Annotated in this window: 19 protein-coding genes; all 19 read left to right on the top strand. The window is 33.2% G+C overall.

Features of this window, described 5'->3' with window-relative positions; translation table 11 throughout:
* The coding region (gene lanM / locus DW694_RS06395; RefSeq protein ID WP_207664234.1) for a type 2 lanthipeptide synthetase LanM at positions 1-2,422 on the top strand (2,422 nt) is incomplete at its 5' end.
* A gap of 102 nt (positions 2,423-2,524) precedes the next feature.
* Entirely contained in the window at positions 2,525-3,922 is a 1,398-nt protein-coding gene (locus DW694_RS06390) for an MATE family efflux transporter (protein WP_117983841.1), read from the top strand.
* Positions 3,923-4,522: 600 nt separating this feature from the next.
* Entirely contained in the window at positions 4,523-5,722 is a 1,200-nt protein-coding gene (locus DW694_RS06385) for a macrolide family glycosyltransferase (RefSeq protein ID WP_118752719.1), read from the top strand.
* Positions 5,723-5,741: 19 nt separating this feature from the next.
* Positions 5,742-6,695, top strand: a complete 954-nt coding sequence (locus tag DW694_RS06380) for a hypothetical protein (protein WP_118752718.1) — start codon at positions 5,742-5,744, stop codon at positions 6,693-6,695.
* 4 nt (positions 6,696-6,699) lie between these two features.
* Positions 6,700-7,521, top strand: coding sequence for a cyclase family protein (locus DW694_RS06375; protein ID WP_117983722.1), 822 nt, complete (start codon positions 6,700-6,702; stop codon positions 7,519-7,521).
* A gap of 51 nt (positions 7,522-7,572) precedes the next feature.
* Positions 7,573-7,809, top strand: a complete 237-nt coding sequence (locus tag DW694_RS06370; protein ID WP_016289308.1) for an acyl carrier protein — start codon at positions 7,573-7,575, stop codon at positions 7,807-7,809.
* Between the two features lie 11 nt (positions 7,810-7,820).
* Positions 7,821-8,297: a polyketide cyclase gene (locus tag DW694_RS06365; protein ID WP_117983721.1), complete on the top strand. Its 477-nt coding sequence runs from the start codon at positions 7,821-7,823 to the stop codon at positions 8,295-8,297.
* A 115-nt stretch (positions 8,298-8,412) separates the two neighbouring features.
* Positions 8,413-9,669, top strand: coding sequence for a beta-ketoacyl-[acyl-carrier-protein] synthase family protein (locus tag DW694_RS06360; protein ID WP_117983720.1), 1,257 nt, complete (start codon positions 8,413-8,415; stop codon positions 9,667-9,669).
* Positions 9,670-9,707: 38 nt separating this feature from the next.
* Entirely contained in the window at positions 9,708-10,946 is a 1,239-nt protein-coding gene (locus DW694_RS06355) for a beta-ketoacyl-[acyl-carrier-protein] synthase family protein (RefSeq protein WP_117983719.1), read from the top strand.
* A 39-nt stretch (positions 10,947-10,985) separates the two neighbouring features.
* The gene (locus DW694_RS06350; RefSeq protein WP_072448109.1) at positions 10,986-11,429 is read left to right on the top strand and encodes a hypothetical protein; all 444 of its coding nucleotides are present in this window, start codon (positions 10,986-10,988) and stop codon (positions 11,427-11,429) included.
* A gap of 105 nt (positions 11,430-11,534) precedes the next feature.
* Positions 11,535-12,458, top strand: coding sequence for an ACP S-malonyltransferase (gene fabD, locus DW694_RS06345; RefSeq protein ID WP_118752717.1), 924 nt, complete (start codon positions 11,535-11,537; stop codon positions 12,456-12,458).
* Positions 12,459-12,497: 39 nt separating this feature from the next.
* On the top strand, positions 12,498-12,827 hold the full coding sequence (locus DW694_RS06340; RefSeq protein WP_117983069.1) for a winged helix-turn-helix domain-containing protein: 330 nt from the start codon (positions 12,498-12,500) through the stop codon (positions 12,825-12,827).
* Positions 12,828-13,014: 187 nt separating this feature from the next.
* Positions 13,015-13,623, top strand: a complete 609-nt coding sequence (locus DW694_RS06335; protein ID WP_117467684.1) for a hypothetical protein — start codon at positions 13,015-13,017, stop codon at positions 13,621-13,623.
* A 365-nt stretch (positions 13,624-13,988) separates the two neighbouring features.
* A complete protein-coding gene (locus DW694_RS06330) occupies positions 13,989-14,621 on the top strand; it encodes a PBECR4 domain-containing protein (RefSeq protein WP_055056046.1) in 633 nt (210 codons plus the stop codon).
* 90 nt (positions 14,622-14,711) lie between these two features.
* On the top strand, positions 14,712-14,921 hold the full coding sequence (locus DW694_RS06325; RefSeq protein ID WP_117467683.1) for a hypothetical protein: 210 nt from the start codon (positions 14,712-14,714) through the stop codon (positions 14,919-14,921).
* A gap of 249 nt (positions 14,922-15,170) precedes the next feature.
* A complete protein-coding gene (locus DW694_RS06315) occupies positions 15,171-15,527 on the top strand; it encodes a helix-turn-helix transcriptional regulator (RefSeq protein ID WP_117467681.1) in 357 nt (118 codons plus the stop codon).
* A 27-nt stretch (positions 15,528-15,554) separates the two neighbouring features.
* Complete coding sequence (locus DW694_RS06310) at positions 15,555-16,010, top strand: sporulation initiation factor Spo0A C-terminal domain-containing protein (protein ID WP_117843860.1); 456 nt, start codon at positions 15,555-15,557, stop codon at positions 16,008-16,010.
* 639 nt (positions 16,011-16,649) lie between these two features.
* Positions 16,650-17,195, top strand: coding sequence for a recombinase family protein (locus tag DW694_RS06305; protein WP_182439023.1), 546 nt, complete (start codon positions 16,650-16,652; stop codon positions 17,193-17,195).
* Positions 17,195-17,449, top strand: a complete 255-nt coding sequence (locus tag DW694_RS06300; protein WP_055172445.1) for a DUF6870 family protein — start codon at positions 17,195-17,197, stop codon at positions 17,447-17,449. Before DW694_RS06305 ends, DW694_RS06300 begins: the two co-directional genes overlap by 1 nt.
* Positions 17,450-17,568: the final 119 nt, after the last annotated feature.

The following is a 17,568-nucleotide window of genomic DNA, read 5'->3' as shown; positions in this document are numbered from 1 at the left end:
ATGTACCGACGATTTCAGAATAGGCGTACCGTTCGAGCAGAATTTGCATCAATTGATCAGTAGATGGGAAAAAAATGTAATAGAAATAAAAAAATGTATAAATATAGATAATACCGAGATTACAAAAATTAAGAAAGTAGGGGATAATCACAGAAATGGAAAGCATACGGTGAAAATTTTTTTGAAAAACGGAAATGCTGTATTTTATAAACCAAGAAATTTGAGGATATCAATAATTTATTATGAATGCTTAAATATATTATATGAATATGTAGGATTGTCATGTTTTAAATATAGAATAGCAGATTTTGGAGAGTACGGTTGGGAAGAAGAAATAAAATATCAAAAATGTAAAAATAAAGATGAAGTAAAAAATTATTATGTTAGAATGGGGTGTCATATTGCACTGAGTTACATATTAGATATTCAGGATTTCCATTATGAAAACTTGATTTCTCATGGGGAATATCCTGTATTTATAGATATTGAAGTGCTCTGTGGACATATCAAAAAAAATTATATTCCGTTGACCGCTAACGAGAAAGCAAAATTATTTGTAGAAAATTCAGTATTAGGAAGTGGGATTTTACCAAGGGGAAATAAGGAGATGGATATATTTTGTGCTTTAAGCGGAAAAGGCGGAATAAAAACTGGGAGAAAAAGATTGATCCTGATAAATTCCAAAACTTCAGATATGAAATTTGTATACAAAGATGCAAAAACGAAGAAAGGATATAATAGTCCACAGATAAATCATAAAGAATATAGATATAATGGATTTGTAGATGAGATTTGTCTGGGATTTAGGAAAAGCTATGAATATATCTGGAAAAATAATAAGATTTTTGAGGGACGATTTCAAAACTTTAGTTCCAGAATGTTGTATAATCATACTCAAAACTATTCTAAACTTATTCAATTATCATATCACCCTATGTTTATGACAGATGGAGGAGAAAGACAGCTAATCCTTTCAAAAAATTTCTTCTTCCATATACGAATTAATCCAAAAAATGGAAAAGATTTATTTGAATCAGAGCTATATGCTATGCTTAAAGGAGATATTCCTTACTTTAGTTTTTTATCGAATAAAAAAGAATTGTATATGGATAATCATCAAATGATCAAAGAATATTTTACCATTACACCAGAGCAGTATATTAAAATGCGGATTAAATCATTATCTAGTCAGGATTTATATATTCAACAATATTTATTAAATAACGCTATAAAAGGATCAACAGTTCATTTGGAAAATCGAATGGATTATATGCATGATACAAATTTTTCTGTTATTAAAATATGCAAACAGATTGCTGATTATCTTATGAAAATAGGGATAAAGAATAGTTTAAAAACAGATATTAATTGGATTATTTCCTTAACTGGTACCATACATATATCAGATATGTTTTTATATGAAGGAATTGCTGGCATGATAGTTTTTTTTGCAGCATTAAATCAAGTAGCACCAACAAGAGCATATTTAGAAGTACAGAATATTTTATTGAATAAGCTGCTAGAATATACAATGAATAATTCTTCTTCAAAGGCGTATTCAGGTGCATTTTGTGGTGAGGCATCTATTATTTATACATATTTGGTATTATATAAGATAAGCAACGAAGAAAAATATATAAAATATGCAAAAATACATGAAAATAAGTTGTTTGCTAGTTTGGAAATAGATAGGATGGGAGATTTGCTATATGGTAATGCCGGTGCTGTCATAATATATTTAAATATGTATGAATTAACAATGGATAAAAAATATATTTTGCGTGCTGAAATTGCGGCGAATTATATTTTGAAAAATTTGAAAGAAAAGTATAGCATATTTAATAATATTGAAGGTAATAAAATTTCTCGGCTGGATAGGGGGATTGCACATGGAGGTAGCGGATATAGTATTTGTTTTACAAGATTATTTGGAAAAACAAAGAAGAGGAAATATCTAAACATTGCATTGGAGCTATTAAAGTATGATATTAAAAGAAATAAAAAAGAGAATCAAAGAAGTAGAAAGATATATTGGTGTCATGGGGCAGCAGGAATAGTATTGGCGCAGCAAGAAATATTAAAATATATTGAAGATGGTTCATATCAGCATATTTTTGAAGATTATCAGACAAAAATTAGCATGATAGAAAATAATTTTAATATAGAACTGGATAGTTTATGCTTATGTCATGGGATTTTAGGAAATATTATGATTATAGAACAATTAACAGGAAAAATTCCGTGTGTACCTTGGACAAGCACTCTGAGTAAATTAAATTATTTTATAAAAAAAAATCTGTGGACAAATTTAGAAAATGGTAATCCAGGATTCATGATGGGATTGGCAGGAATTGGATATGCAGTGCTGTATTTAGATGAAAATACAAAAAAATTTCCTAATATTTTAAAACTAGAACTCTAAAAAACTCTTCAAGAAACAAGAAAATTTCTTGACTACTACTATAAATTATAGTATTATAATAAATGTCACTATAATTTATAGCATTAGAAAAGGAGTGGAAAAATGAAAGGACATAACAAAAAAATGGAATTATTAGGGAGTGCACCGATTCCAAAAGCGTTATTGGCAATGGGAATTCCAACTATGATAGGAATGATGATCAGCGCAATTTACAATTTGGTAGATGCCTATTTTGTTGGAAGCTTGGGAACGAGCCAAATGGGTGCGATTTCAGTAACGTATCCTTTAAGTCAGGTGATTGTTGGGTTAGGACTATTGTTTGGTAATGGCGCAGGCTCATATATTTCTAGGCTGCTAGGACGTGGGAATAATGATGATGCTAAAAAAGTTGCGAGTACAGCCTTATACAGTGGTCTTTTACTTGGAATTATTTTCATAATTGGCACGTTAGCTTTTCTTGAGCCAATTCTGAAGTTTCTTGGTACAACAGAAAGTATCATGCCATATGCGATTAAATATGCAAGAATTTTTATTGCTGCATCTATTTTTAATATTTTCAATGTGATGATGAATAATATTATAACAAGTGAAGGTGCGGCTAAAATATCTATGTTTGCAATGTTGTCAGGCGCATTATTAAATATGATTTTAGATCCTATTTTTATAAACGTATTAAATATGGGCGTTACAGGAGCTGCTATTGCTTCAGCTATTGGACAGGCTCTTTCAACAGTTGTTTTTCTTTCATATATTCTTATGAAAAAAAGTATTTTTACATTTAAGATTAAAGATTGTTGTTATTCTAAGGAAAATATGAAGGAAATTTTGAAGATAGGAGTACCAACATTAGTATTCCAGTTATTGACAAGTTTATCAATAATTTTAATTAATAATCAGGCCAATGCTTTGAGTGTAACACATACAAAAGAATATGTAGATTCAGTAATTGCCGGAATGGGAGCTGTAACAAGAATAGTTTCTATGGGAAGTTTAATGGTATTTGGATTTATTAAAGGTTTTCAACCGATTGCAGGATACAGTTATGGAGCGAAAAATTTTAAACGTCTAAATGAATCAATTAAAACATCTATTTTGTGGTCAACAGTGTTTTGTGCGCTTTTTGGATTGATATTAATTTTATTCCCTGCAACAATTATTTCTAAATTTACAGCAGGAGATATGGAACTTGTTAGAATAGGGCAGGCTTCACTCAGAGCAAATGGATTTTCTATTATGCTTTTTGGATTTTATACGGTGTATTCTTCTCTATTTCTTGCCTTAGGTAAAGGTTTAGAAGGATTTATTTTGGGAGCTTGTAGACAAGGGATTTGTTTTGTACCAATTATCTTGTTATTGCCGAGTTTGGTAGGAATAAGTGGTATCTTATATGCACAGCCAATTGCAGATCTTATTTCTGCAATTATCACAGTGTTTATGGCCATAAATTTACACAAAAGTTTGGAAAAGGAAAGACTTTCATATATTAAAAATGTAGAATAATGATAGACTATGCCTTATTATTAAAAAATTGAGAATTAATAAAAATTAGCAGGATATAATTTTCCATAGTTATATCCTGCTAATTTTTTGTACAAATAATAAATATACCATATACAAAATAGAGTAAAATACTTTCTCTTTAAAAAATTTCATTAATTTTGCTACGAGAATAAATGAGTATCCTGAATGATTTTTCAACACCAGTCTGGTGATATAAAAATCATGTTTGAGGATCATTTTTTGCGTTCTAAATTTTTATGAAGAAATGGATCAAGGTTGCTATATAGTGCAGATATGATAAGACATGGATATTCATCTCATATAAATGTATTAATGATTAAGTACAAAAAGGCGATTTTTGAGTATTAGAATTTTGATTATAAATTTCCGGATCTATGATTTCGAGTTATCAAATATTCAATAAAAGGGTGACAATGTAAAGTGTTTTATAGACACAATAAGTTTTTTCATGAAAAGGACAATATATTGCAGATTAGGACATTTTTACCTATATATAAAAAAATAGTGATATTTTTTAGTGGACATATAGTATTGTTCAAAGAAAACTATTCAGAGAAATATATGGGAAGAGGTAAAAAAATGTCTAAAGTATTATTTTTGAATATTCCTTCACATGGGCATATAAACCCAACATTAGGTTTGGTGGAAGGATTAGTGAAACAGGGAGACGAGGTTTTATATTTTACGACAGAAGAGTTCAGAAAGAAAGTAGAAAGTATGGGTGCAACATTTATAAGCTATGGCTCGAAATCTGATTTTTTTGTTGCTAAAAATAAGAAACCAGGAAAATCAATTCTTGATGATTTGCTGAATAGAATAGATGAGGTCCTGAATAGAGCTGATATTATCGAATATATTTTAAAACAAATACAAGGAATGAAATTTGACTATATTATCTATGGCTCAATGTTTCCATATGGAAATGTAATATCTCAGATATTAAACATCCCGGCTATCTCTTCTTTTGCCGTATTTGCGAAACCAAAAGTTTTTATGGAAAAAGGAAATGAAGAGTTTATAAAAAATCATAAAGCTACGGACACATATCAGAAACTCTATATGAAATTAGAAACTTTATATGGGGTACAGATGCCCCCCATGTTAGATCTGTTTTTTAATAAAGGGGAATTAAATATTGCATATACATCTGAATTATTTGTTTCTAACATAAAAGAAGAATATGATGATAGTTTTCTTTTTATTGGTCCACCGGTTTATGATAGAAAAGAAAAAATTGAATTTCCATTTAAAAAAATAAACGGTAGAAAAGTAATATATATTTCTTTAGGAACAGTATTTAATAGTATTGACACCAAACTGTATGAAACGTTTTTTAAAGCATTTTCTGACTATGATGGGATAGTCGTAATGAGTGCATTTAAAATGGATATATCAAAATTTCATATACCAGAGAACTTTATTGTACAAAATTATGTACCACAATCAGAAATGCTTAAATATGTGGAAGGAGCAATAACTCATGGAGGAATGAATAGTACAAGTGACTTAATATATAATAATGTACCATTTGTGACAATTCCTATAGGTGCTGATCAAAGATATATTGCTAGTAGAGTTTCAGAGCTAGGAGCTACTATTTGTTTAAATAAAGATAATATATCTCCCCAATTATTATCGGACTCCATGAAAAGAGTAATTACGGAAAGAAAATATAAAGAAGCGGTAGAAAAAATTTCTATTTCTTTTAAAGATGCAGGAGGATATAAAAAGGCTTTAATGGAGATAAGAAAATTTAAAATTCTACATAGTATAGAATAAATAAGGTAAGGTGTTACGTATGCAAAAATATTCAGAAGATCTTACACTAGCGCATGAATACTACAGAGAACAGGATTATAAAAATTGTTTAAAAGTATATGATATATTGTTTCATAAAGGAGAGCAGCTTTCAATAGGAAATCTAAAAGAATACGCAATTTCTCTGCAAAAGAATATGAGATATTTTGAAAGCATTGAAATAGCAAGGAAAATTTTGGATAAAAAAAGAGTAGATATAGATATATTTTTAAACATGTGCATTTGTTTGGGAAAAATCGGAAAATATTCTGATGCGCTTGAGTATTATAATAAAATCTTAAAAATAAATAAAAATTATAATATTCAGATTGGCTATTATGCATATTTGTTAGGACAAGTGGGAAAAAATGAAATGGCAGATTTTTATTATAAAATTGCTATTGATATAGAGCCCGATAATGCATGGTATATAAGTCATTACGCTTTTTTTCTTCAAAGAATAAAAGAGTATAGTCGGTCAGAATATTATTATAAAGTAGCCTTAAACAAAGATAAAAATAACAGTTGGGTATCAAAACGTTACGCATATTTTCTTAAAGAATTAAAAGGAAAAGAAAAAGCATATTCCTATTATGAGCAGTTGTTTGTCGAGAATCCTTATAATTATAACTATTATATAAATGCAGCAGAATTAGCATTTATATCAAATGATATAGAAAAATCTTTAAGGTATTTGGAAAAAGCAAACTCTATTAATAAACCTAAAGTTATGGAAATTATACTTCGATTTTATTGGGCAATATATTATATTTTGTCCGATAATTTGAAAGACTTCGAGAAAGAAGCATTAGCACTAAAATCTTTGCGCAGACAATATACAGAGTTTATTCATAGAGATTTGACAGATCTCAGTTTTTATATTTCAAACAATTTAAGTGAGATTAAAAAACAAAAATATGAATATATTTCTAGTATTTTGTATAAGGGGGAATAGCAGTATGAAAATAATAGATCTTAGTTTTAATGTTGAACCAAATCTTTCTGAGCCTATGTCAATCAAAATAAAAACAAGACCACATTCAGGGGGCTCTAAATTTGGAAGAAAAATAATATTTATGGGAAAACGTAGTTTGAAAGATAAGGCAATGGCAGTGATTCATTATATGTCAGGGAAAGAACGTATAACTAAAAAAAGCTTTCCTGATCAAGAGTTTATCAACGAACAAAGGATTTCATTGTCTGTTCATACAGGAACACATTTAGATGCTCCTTCACATTTTGGAACAAGATGTGAAGGAAAAAAACCTAAAACAATAGATGAAATACCATTGGAATGGTGTTATGGAAATGGAGTTGTATTGAATTTTTGCAATAAAGGTCCATGTGAAGAGATTAGTGTTGAAGATGTAAAAAAGGAGTTAGAAAGAATTGAATATTACATTCAAGAAAACGATATTGTTCTGATAAGAACAGATACGGATAAAAAGTGGGGTAAGCCAAATTATTTTTATGAAGCTCCTGGCATGTCAAGAGAAGCAACAAAATTTTTAGTTGAAAGTGGTGTGAAAATAATAGGTATAGATTGCTATTCATTAGATAGACCATTCATGGCTATGGTAAAGCAGTATTATAGAACGAATGACAAAAAATGCTTATGGCCGGCTCATTTTTATGGGCGAGAAAAAGAATATTGCCATATTGAAAGGCTTACAAACTTAGATAAGATCCCAATGAATTATGGGTTTAAGTTTTGCTGCTTCCCTATTAAATTAAAAGAAATGGGAGCTGCATGGGTTAGAGCGGTAGCTATTATTGAATAGTGAGATTTAACTGATTATTCAGTTAAAATATATAAAAATGGAGGTATAAAAATGGAACAAAAAATTTACGAAATTTTAAAAGAGAGGTTTGGTATTGAAGACACAATTAACTCAGATACAGATTTAGTTAATCAATTGGGATTTGAGTCCATTTCATTAGTAGAGTTAGCAAGTGTCTTATCAAAGGAAACTGGCGTTAAAGTTACTCATAGTCAAGCAATAAAATGGACGACAGTTAAATCTATTCTGTCAACACTTGCTGCAAATAGTAAAGATAACAATGCATAAGGAGGTTTTTTATGGGATATACAGTTAATTCTATCATAATAAAAAAAGAGATGAACGAACTGTTCGAGATTATTAATGATGTTAGAAATTGGCCGGAATTACATAACTATCAAGATGTAAAAATACTTGAAAAAGAGGAATTGCTAGATGGAAGGAGAAAGATTGTTTTTCAAGTTACGGGGAATAAAGAAGAGGAACCGGTTGAAATTTGGACATCTCAGAGAATTATAGATGTTACTAATATGTGTGCACGAGGGGTAAGACTAGAGCCTATGTACCCATTTAGACATTGGATACTTGATGTTGTTTTATCAGTAGAAAAAGAAGGAACAAAAATGACTTGGATACAGGACTTTAGTATGGATAAAAATTCAGGATTTACTGAAGAGGCTGTTGAAGAAATGATTAATAAAGGTAGTAAGAAAGAACTTCAAATTTTTAAGGAAAAAATTGAGAGTGGCATAGTTAGCAGCAAGACAGAATTATAATAAAATATCAATAAAATGGCAAGGAAAGATTTGTGAATTGTGCTTGGAATTTTTTGAAAATCTTTTATGCCATTTTATTATTCTGTAAATAAAGATATATTATAAGGAGATTCAGATGAGAAGAGTTGTCGTAACGGGGATAGGACTAATTACGCCTATAGGCATAGGAAAAGAAGAATTCTGGAAAAATAATAAGGAAGGAAAAAGTGGTATATGCGATATGCCAGAACTGGAAAAATTCGGTTTTGAATCTAAGGCTTACGGTTATGTGAAAAATTTTAAGCCAGAGCAATTAGGATTAACATTACGTGAAATTAGAAGAATGGATAGGATTACTCAATTTGGAGTTTTATGTACAGATCAAGCTGTTAAAGATTCAAAAATAGATTTATCTAAAATAGACAAAAATAGAGTAGGCGTTAATATTGCAAATGCAGTAGCAGGCACAAAATTCATGGATGAAGAATTTTCAGTTTTAACCAATAATGGAAAAGAGGTGGTAAATCCGGAAGATATATCACCTTATGCATATGCACGCTCTATGCCTAATACAACTTCAAATGAAGTATCATATCGTTATGGTTTTAATGGAACCTGTTGTACAATGGCAACAGGATGTACAACAGGAATTGATTCTATAGGATTTGCGTATGATCAAATACGGTGTGGGGAATTGGACGTAATGATATGCGGAGCGGCTGAGGCTCCAATAACGCCTATAACTATTGCTGCCTTTGAAGCAATAGGAACACTTTCTACAAATAATAATCCGCCAGAAAAGGCCTCCAGACCTTTTGATGATACAAGAAATGGATTTGTTTTAGCGGAAGCAGCAGGGATATTAGTTTTAGAAGAACTTGGACATGCTTTAAATAGAGGTGCACATATCTACGGAGAAATTGCGGGATATGGTTCAGTAAATAATGCCATGCATATGACAGGTTTAAAGCCAGATGGTGAGGATTTATCAAGAGCAATAAAAATTGCAATAGAGGAAGCTAATGTCACACCATTTGAGATTGATTATATCAATGCTCATGGTAGTGGAACCAAACAAAATGATATAAATGAAACAGGCGCCTATAAAAAAGTATTTGGTGAGCTGGCCTATAAAATACCGATGAGTAGTACAAAATCAATGACAGGTCACCCTCTTGGTGCGGCTAGTGCAGTAGAAGCAATTGTTTGTTGTCTGGCATTGGAAAATAATTTTATGCCACCTACAATTAATTATAACAAGAAAGATGCACTATGTGATTTGGATTATATACCCAATTGTGGAAGAGAAAAAAATTTAAATGTTGTTTTAACAAATGCCAGTGGATTCGGTGGACTTCATGCAGCCATGATTTTAAAGAAATATATAGACTAATTGATAATAGTTGTTATTGAATAAAAAGGAGTATACAGATGAATAGACGAAGAGTTGTCATAACAGGATTGGGAGTGATTTCACCATCAGGAAATGATGTGGAAACATTTTGGGAATCGTTAAAACAAGGTAAATCAAGTATAGGCCCAATTACGAAATTTGATACAAGCGATTTTGATGTAAAAATTGCTGGGGAAGTAAAAAATTTTGACATTAAGAAATACGGATTTCCATTTATGCTTACTAGGCAATTAGATGAATTTACACATTATGCTATGGCTGCAACAAAGATGGCTTTAGACGATTCTATGATAAATCTTGAAATGGTTGATAGAACCAGAATGGGGGTTTTTGCAGGCAATTGTCTTGGAGGAGTTGGGTTTGGTGAGAAAGAATTGTATAATTTATATAGAGAAGGTTGGCAGTGTGTAAGTCCCTATCAGTCTATTTCATGGTTCTATACTGCACCACAAGGACAAATCTCAATTTTTTACAAATTAAAAGGTTATAGTAAAACTTTTGTAGCAGATAGAATAAGTTCTGATGTTGCACTGGGGTATGCATATCAATCGATTATGTTGAATCGTTTAGATACTTGTTTGGTTTGCGGCACAGAGGCTGGAGTATTTCCATACGGAATGTCACTGTTTTCAAGTAGTGATGTTTTATCAAAAAAACGAGATGCTTGTTATTGTCCATATGATTTAAAAAGAAATGGAATGATTCTTGGGGAGGGGGCAGGTACCTTAGTAATTGAGGAATTAGAACACGCATTAAAGCGCAATGCGCCAATATACGGTGAAATTCTTTCCTTTAGTAATAATTGTGATGGGGTTCATCATAAAGAAAAAAATAAAAATGGAAAAAAATATAAAGAGGTAATAGAATCTTGCATTAGAAAAGCAAATATATCGTATGATGAAATTGATTATATTAATTTAGATGGTGCTGCTCTATGGGAAGATGATGTCATTGAAACAAATGTATTAAAGGAAATTTGGGGAAAAGAAATTGGTACAGTATTTTTAAGCTGTCCTAAATCAATGTTTGGAAACACTTTTGGGGCTGCTGGGGCATTAGATGCAATTATTAATTGTTTGGCAATCAAAAATAACACAGTACCTCCCACAATAAATTATGAGGATCAGGATTCAAATTGTGATTTGAATTATACACCTAATAAAGCTTTGCATAGAAATATCAATACAGTATTACAAATTGCAAGGGGGAGAGGGGGAATTAATAGTGCTATGCTCCTTCGTGAATTTAAAGAATAGTATAGAAATTGGCATGTTATAGAAAAGAGGTTATGGAGAGTGCCTGTAATAAAAAAGGAGATAATTTTAAAAGGTACAACAAAAGAGATATTTAAAAGAATGTCTGAGTATAGCTTTATTCAAGAAATGAATTCGTCTGCAAATGTATGTACAAAAATTATTTTTAAAAAACCAAGAATCATCAGATATGGTATAGAAGTAAAGAATGTTGGGTATTGGGAATCTGAAAGGGTATTTATACCAGAAAAAAATGTAATTATTACACAGCGTAAAGAACCAATGGGACCATTTAAATATTTAGTTGTTATCTATGTTTTAGAAAAAGATAATCAGGGAACAAAATTTACATATATTGAAGAATTTGACGTATGTGATAATTATCAAAATGAAGTAGAAAAAATTTATTCCGACATTTCAAAAAAAGTAAATCCCATTTTACAAAAGATCACAGATTATTTTAATTCGGAACATATTTTGCAATAAGTACTATTGATAAGAGGGATTGGTAAATATGGAATAATAAAAACTCTTGTATTGTAGATGAAGCAATACGAGAGTTTTTATACATAAGAGTATAGGAGGTTCGTTATGGCAAAAAATATTGCATTTGTTTTTCCGGGACAAGGTGCACAATATTCTGGTATGGGAAAAGATTTTTATAATCAATATGAAAAAGCAAAACAAATTTATGATTATGCATCTGAAATTTGTAATATAGATGTAAAAAAAATCTGTTTTGATAGTTCTGACAGTAGAATTCATGAAACAAAATATACACAAATTGCAATTTTTACTACGTCATTAGCAATTTTAGAATGTGTATATGGAATGGGTGTCACTTCAAATGTTAATGCTGGGTTAAGCTTAGGTGAGTATACTGCATTGGCAGCATCAAATGTGATTGATATAAAAGACTTATTTTTATTAGTCAAAAAAAGAGGAAAATATATGCAAGAGGCTTTCCCGACAGGCGGTGCAATGGCTGCGGTTATTGGCCTTTCTGAAAGAGAGGTGGTGGCAATTTGTAATCAGATGAATGGTAATATATACATTGCTAATTATAATTGTCCCGGACAGATAGTCGTAACAGGGGAAAAGGCTGTAGTGGAAGCATCGTATGAAATATTTCAAAAAAAAGGAGCAAAGATGGTTTTACCGTTAAATGTTAGTGGACCATTTCATTCGCCATTATTAGAAACGGCTAAAAAGAAACTTGAAATTAGTTTGAAAGATGTACAAATTAATAATTTTATCATTCCCTATGTATCAAATGTTAATGCAAAATATATTAATTATAGTTGTGATATTAAATCGTTACTTTCTGAGCAAATTGTTTCTTCTGTGAAATGGCAACAGAGTATAAAAGAAATGATAAGACAAGGGGTAGATTTGTTTATTGAAGTAGGTCCGGGATCAACATTGACAAATTTGATTAGAAAAATTGACCCTGGCGTAGAAGTGCTAAATATTCAAGCTGTGGGAGATATGAAAACTTTGTTGAAAGTTAATTGAAGTTATTATAGAAAACAATAGTGTAATAGAGGAAGAAAAATGAGAAATGTTTTTCCAGAATATAAGTCAGATGTGATATTGGGAAATGGGGAATTGCAATTAGATCCTATGTCCTATAATGTGTTTTATAAAAAAAGAGAGATAAATTTGTCACCGCGAGAATTTGAAGTTCTGTATCTTTTAGCCCAAAGACCAAATTGGGTTATCCCAAAGAAGAATATCTATTGTTCGGTCTGGGAGAGTAATTATTATGATGATCAGATTCCGTACAAAACAGTGGAACACGTAGTATGGAAGATACGAAAAAAGATGGGGCATGATATTATAGAAACATTGATCAATGTAGGGTATAGACTAAAAAAGATGTAAAGGCAGGATAGTGTGAGTAAAAGTTTTTATATTCTGATTGAATTTTTGGGAGATACGCCATATAATATTGACAACTATAAGAAAGTGCGTACATACGTCCTTTGACTAAATATCACGTTGTAACTAGAAATTGAGATAAACTCTTACAGAGCTTTTGTGGACTATCCAAAGAAAAAGGAGGCTGACTATGAACGTATATGAAGAAATAGATCAGGAAACAATGATGTTGCTTTTAGATTCCTTGTGTAAACGGACAGTGGAGGGAAAACAGATATGGGAAAATATGGAGTATAATCCTATTTCCTTTTTACAGAAAGATATTTATGAAAAAGAAGGTGCCTGTATATCACAAATGTTTGAAGCAACGACAGTGTTCAATAACATTGAATATGAATTAGAGCTTTCAGAGTCAATCGAACTTCCGTCTGGCAAGGGAGATATTTTTGGAACAATTTCTTATGAAACAGAAGACGGAAAAGAGAATACGTATGATTTCTCTTTGTCTTTTGATGTAGAGAAATATGATGATGCGAATGCGGAAGAATTGCAGGGGATTTTTGGGAGCTCAATCATTGTACAGTTTACAGATGCAATAGTGGGAATATTTGAAAATTCAGATGCGGTAGCTGAGGGATTTGCTTATGCAAGATACTATCATCAAACAGGAATTGATTCGGAATGGGAAACCAATCCTCTTGTGAAACTTGGTGAGAAACTGATGCAAGAGCACGCAATGCTGGATTTTCATAAAATAGTATTGGATACAGCTTCTAGGGAGCGTTTATTGAAACGGTAAGTAACGGGTTATAATAAGATACAACCAATCAATTTTTTGTGGAAACTATTGATATTTCTTAGGGTATCGCATATAATATAATTAAGCCAAAAGGTTTCGTGTAGCGGCACGTAAAAGCTGTACTGTGCCCGGGCAGGGTAATTACTGGGACTATTTGATACTCGGAAGGGTATTACGCCCACACCAGGGAGATACGGTGAGTCCGCGCCGGGGACTCAATGATACCGGCGACATTTTAGACATTCGGAAGGATGTCGCGGCTGACAGCCAGCATAAAACCGCTTTTTAAGATTATGGGCGCTGGATAACAAAAAAGTTGTCCAGTGCTGTTTTTTTATACTATAGTGATGATTGGGAAAAGATAGATGGGAAAACAACAGGATAGAGAGAAAATTGTACAGGAGATTAAAGTGGCTGCTGATCTGTATAGGAAGCATTTAGTAGGTAAAAGATTTCTATATGTATTTGAAGGCAGATATATTGAGGTGCTTTATAAAGCTGCCAATTTTAGGCACTTGACAGGTGTGGCCACGAACCTTTCAGCAAAAAAGTTTTATAGTTATGCAGCAAAAAAGATGCTTCAGGCTTCGCAGATATTTTTTACACCGCAGCACCCTTTTTCATTGTGTAAGCGTAAGATTAAGCATATCGGACAGATTGCAATGCTGGCTGGCTCAGAAGGATTTATGCTGGAAGAGATTGTTACAGACACGAGAACTTATAAGTTTGGCACAACAGATCTTAATTTTACTCTATGCTTAAATAAAGAGTATGATGATAAGGGGCAGCAAAAGGGCGATTGCTTTGTAGTAGAATCGCTGCGAGATGAAGATTGCTTTTCTAAAAGTAGAACAGCATATACAGTAACTCATATTTTTTCAGCGCCGAATGATGCGAAAAAATATACAAATTTACTGTTTTTAGATGAAAATGCAACGATAGACGGTCTTCCAGATGAAATTAAAAACATGCTGGATCAAACTTTATTACATAAATAAAAATGGAGAGTACAGGTCTTGGCGTATAGAAAATACTGCAGGATCTTCTTACGAAAGAATTTTTTAAGATAGAAAAGAGGTTCTTTCTATATGGCTACATCAAGTATCCTTACAGAGCTTGTGATTGAAGACCCCAAAAAGGCAGAAGCATTTATTAACGCACTGGAAATGTCCAGTCAAGATCCAGTATGCAGCCCGTCTGCCCCGTCCATTCCCATATTAGATAGTGTGAAAGAGATACGGAGGTTCCTGGAAAGAAAAAAACAAGTAAGCCTATGTATTGGCAAATATCTTAGATGAATAGAAGCTATTGGAGAGGAGTCGATATGTGACGTTCTCTCCTTTTTTATGTCTAAATGAAGAGATAATGCAGTGCTTTTTCGTAAATGGTGCAAAAATCGTTTTCAACTCGTTCAGATATAATAAATCTCTAAAACCAAAAAAGGAAAGAAATGGTAATGAAACTGGAAAATCTTGCCTCCATAGTCCATTACCAGGGAAAGGATTTGTAATTATAATAGAGCGTGTAATCAACGAGGAGATAAAAGAATGCAGAATGAACTTTATATTGTAGCAGATGCTATAAAAGCCTTGCGGGAATCCAGGGGACTGACTCAGGAGCAGCTTGCAGAGAAAGCGGATATTTCTGTATCCCATCTGGCCAAAATCGAAACACATGCCAGAGCTATGGGTATGAAAACCTATATCCGGCTGTTGGAAGCTATGGATATTCCCATAAAAGAACACTTTATACACATGGGGACAGCGAAAAAAGATATGATGCTGAAAGAAAAAATCTGGTATCTGGTACAGGATTGTGATGAAAGGGAAACTAGCCTTTTGATTTATTCCATAGAGGGAATTAAGAAAGGGCTAAAGAAATATCAGCAAGACAGCAGGAAGTGAGAATACAGATAGAGGAGGAAAAGGGAAATGTTATCAAGAGAAAAGGTGGAAGCAGTATTATTTAAAATGGGAATGCCTGCCAATGTAAAAGGATTTGGTTATATCGTAGACGGTGTTTTGCTTCTGGAAGAAGACAGCAAGATTAAAACGACATATCTGTATTTTAAGGTGGCCCAGCAACATGGCACGACAGGACAGAGGGTAGAACGGGCAATCCGTCATGCGTTTGATATTGTCCGAAGCTGCAGAGGTGATTATGATGTGGTGAACCATTATATCGGTTTTATTAACTGTGCCAATTCCCCTTCCTTATCCATGCTTACGATGAAAATACGGGAAGAAGCACTGGAAGTACAGGAACCAAAACCGGAAAAGAAAGAAGAAAATGTAATTACAGGAATTACCGAAGCCCGGCTTCTGGAGTTAATGCGGCAGGCATACACAGAATTCTGGGCAGATATGATTATCCGGTTAAAGAAATAAAGAGAAATGCAGACAGAAAACAGTCTGCCAAAACACATCAGGGTTATGGTGTCTTTTGGCAGGCTGATGTTTTCAGCCGGAGAGAACCTTGAAAACTGAATATCGGTATGGTGATATTTTTTTGAAACAAACGTGTCATTTCTGACGCTAAAATATAGAAATATCTTAAAGGACACAAAACATTTCGGCACATTCTATTTTGTGTGATGCAGGGTCATGAGCTGTGCGAAGATACATTTGTCCGCAGTGGCAGCAGGTAAGGCAGAAAAGAAGCGGATCAAACAAGGAATCGTAGAAGATGAAGGAAAAGTGTGAGCAGCGCCCAGACATAGGCTGTTGGTGGCAGGCAGCCTGAAAGCCGGATGATAATGATACCTTTGCATAAAAACACTGCAACCAGGGTAGCGTCTGGGACATGCTGCAGCGGGAAAGGGGGCTGCAGGGTGTCAGGCGGCCAGCCGGGCCGGTTCTACATGCTCCCGTTCACACCGGGGTGAGAAAATAAAAAAATCATGCTGGCAGGGAAAGCCCTGCCGGTATGGTGTGTGAAACAGGTTCATTTTAGGGCTATGGGGAAACAACAGGTTTCCTCATAGTCCTGGAATGAAAACAGGAGCAAAAGAAAGAGGAGGCAGAGCAATGAAGAGAGAGAGGTTACAGAAACTGTTTTCAGAAGATAAAGAGATCTTTCATGGAGGAATGCTGTTTCCTACATGGATCTGCAAAGGAAAAGAAGAGATAGAAAATAGGAATATTCCCCAGCGTGCAGCAGTGTATCTGGATATTCCCATTCCCTGTGCCGGGCTTTTGTATTATGAAAAAGAAAAAAGCCTGCATTACTGTGAACAGCAGACATACCATGTAGTTACGATCCTGGAAGGTGTAGGGTGTGGTAATTCCATAGAAAAAGAAAACTGGCAGAGGCTGGCAGTGCTTGCAGGAAAAGGCATGATTGACGTGATTGTGGTATCCGGGCTTAGCAGGTTATCCTATTGTCCGGAGGAAATTTTACAGACTATGGAACTGCTCCAGGCTTTCCAGGTGCAGATAGACTGTATCGGTTATGGGATTTTAGATTATGCCAGACTGAAACAATATTTAATGCACACCTGGGAGAAACAGGAACAATTTGAGCAGGACTTAGATGCGTATCTGTGCAGTTGCTGTACCAGGGAAGGGATATAATGTTCTCGCGGGAAGAACTGCTGAAGATGCGGGAAATGACGTTTGAGGACATTGACCCGAAAGAGATACAAGATGTAGAGAAACTGAAGATTGATGTAAAAAAAAGCAAACCGGAGAAGGTCCGGGAAATCCTGGAGTCCGGAAAGAACCCTTATTTTCTGAAATATAAAGGGATCACCATAAAGATTGGGTTTGCTTCTACCAACCGTACCATAGAGGAAGCCATGCAAAGCCTTGTGCAGATGAAATGGTAAAGCTACGACAGGGATAGGGAAGAAAGCGGATTGTTGGCAGATTACAGGGTGGACAAACCTTCTGGACTATGGTAGGATGATGGCAAGGACCCAGTAGCCTCTATCATTTAGGGAATCGG

This window comes from Ruminococcus sp. AM26-12LB, from assembly GCF_003480785.1.
Taxonomy (GTDB): domain Bacteria; phylum Bacillota; class Clostridia; order Lachnospirales; family Lachnospiraceae; genus Blautia_A; species Blautia_A fusiformis.
Note: the sequence above shows the minus strand (reverse complement) of the source record. Positions and strands in the feature narration are given on the sequence as shown.